This window comes from uncultured Corynebacterium sp. (assembly GCF_902489365.1).
Taxonomy (GTDB): Bacteria; Actinomycetota; Actinomycetes; order Mycobacteriales; family Mycobacteriaceae; genus Corynebacterium.
The window spans coordinates 1-2058 of sequence record NZ_CABTZR010000161.1; the positions used below are offsets into that span (position 1 = coordinate 1).

Annotated in this window: 2 protein-coding genes; one reads left to right on the forward strand and one right to left on the reverse strand. The window is 58.0% G+C overall.

From position 1 onward, the window contains the following. The coding region (locus RDN59_RS12135; protein WP_308608056.1) for a hypothetical protein at positions 1-1016 on the reverse strand (1016 nt) is incomplete at its 3' end. Between the two features lie 194 nt (positions 1017-1210). Between RDN59_RS12135 and RDN59_RS12140 the strand changes: the two genes are divergently transcribed. Then, positions 1211-2058, forward strand: an 848-nt coding sequence (locus RDN59_RS12140; protein ID WP_308608057.1) for a hypothetical protein, incomplete at its 3' end; no start/stop codon positions are given.

The following is a 2058-nucleotide window of genomic DNA, read 5'->3' on the forward strand; positions in this document are numbered from 1 at the left end:
AACATCAGGCGCGACTTGTCTGGGGTGCTGACGATGATGCCGTCGTCGACAACCGCAATCTGGGCTTCAACATCACCGATGCCAATTCGGTAGAGCCCGTTGCCCTCAATCTTCGTGCCGTTAGATGGGATTTCGTCGTCATACTGGGTGAACTCAGTGCTGTGCTCCATCGGCAGGAAGGTCACCAAGTTAAATTCCATCCCCTCTGGCATTGGGGTATTGCCGCCCTTGATGGTCCAGCTGCCGCCATCGCCATGCGCACAGTCGATGGCGTTGTTTTCCTCAATGATTCCGCAGACCATATTCCAGCCATCGGCGGAAATAGTGAAGAGTTCTTCGCCGCGGAGATCTTCTTCATCCTCAGCTAGGTCCGCAGAGTCGGTGGGCTCTGACTTGACGTCAATGAAGAATATGTCGGAGTTCACGCCATCGAAGGAGTTTTCCATGGACGTGGCTTCGGCGCCCGGACGCTTGTTTACTTTGCCCTCGACACCGACGATGTCGCCATCGGTCTTGGACTCATAGGTATAGCCTTCACCATCCTCTTCCACCTCTAAAGAAGAGGATGTGATGTAAAGGGCGTCCTCGTCCTTGAGTTCACCCTTGGAGAAGAAGACGGGGACTTTGACATCCTCCCCATCAAACTCACCTTCCAGCACCACGTAGCTGAGGAATTTGCAGGGGTCATATTTGTCCTCACCGACGCTCACGTCTTCAAATTTCGCGGTGGAGCCTTTCACGTAGGCTTCTTTATTCTCTAGGACCTTACTGAGTTCGGTGTCCTCGAGTTCTTTCTTCTCGTCACAGTTGACATCGGTGCTTGAGGAGGTTGCGCTGCTGGACGTCGAGGTGGCCTTCGAAGAAGTAGTCGTCGCAGAGCTCGTCGTCGACTTCGCGGCAGCCTCGGTGAATGCCGGCTCCTCGGTTTCAGTTAGCGAACCGCCGATGAAGCTACACGAGCTCATCAAGAGACCAGCGGTGGAAACAAGCGCAATGGTTGTCATACGAGCGGACATGGTGGTTACCTCCAGCAGTTAGACAAAGAAGAGTCGAGTATTAGGAAAGAGTTGAGTGTTAGGAAGTTTGACGTTGCCTTGGAGCCTACTGGTGACATGTGACGTCCACTACTTTTCTGGGGAAAGCTCCGCTCCTTGTACGTCGCTGAAGGAGCTTTTTAGCCAAGCTCTGCCGACGCTTCTATGCTTCTTGTATGATCTGTGCACTTTTAGACTGCGGCGGCCACCTCACCGACGCTCATACCACTGCACTCACTGAGACTGCCCGGCACGGAATACGTATCGAGCACTTCCGCGTCGCGGAGGTTCCCAGCCGGCAAGAGCTGAAGGCTATCGATGCACTGGCCAAGGAAATCCTGCCGGAGGACCCCACCCCATCGCTGGATGAGATTGCCGCGCAGCCGGACGTGAGCCATCTCGGCGCACCGGGACCAGCACCCCAAGCCCCGTTCTTGAACGAAACACTGCGCATCGTGGTCATCGGCAACGATGCCGCGCTTAGTACCGTGCTGACCCGCATGATGCGGGCGGATTTCTTGTGGGCCGAGGTGGGCTACGTCCCCACCGGGGAGAACTCCACCGCGGCGATGAATTGGGGCTTGAAATCGAGCGAAACGGGACAGGGTCTCGGCGACCAGGTCGCGGTTGTCGAGGAGGCGCTCTCCTTCGCCCTGACCGCACCGGTCAAGCCGGTGCCGCTTATCCGTAATGATGCGGGCCTTGCCGTGGCTGGTTCGGCAACGATTGCGGAATGGTCGAACGAAGAGATCACAGGAGAGATCATCGTCGACGATGCCGTGCTGCTGCGCGCCGACCGTGAGAAGGATGTCTTCGGGGCAAAGCTCGTACCCATGACTGACGCGCCAGGCATAGTGGCGGCGAAGGCGGTGACGAGCTTTGAGGCGGACGCAGCGCCGCGCCGTGGGCTCTTCGCCCGCCTGCGTAAGCCTGCCCAGCCGGGGCAGCTCGACCCCGCCAGCGTCATACAGGGCCGGGCGGTGCAGGCCGGGGGGCCGTCACTAAGCGTCAGCGTCGATGGAGT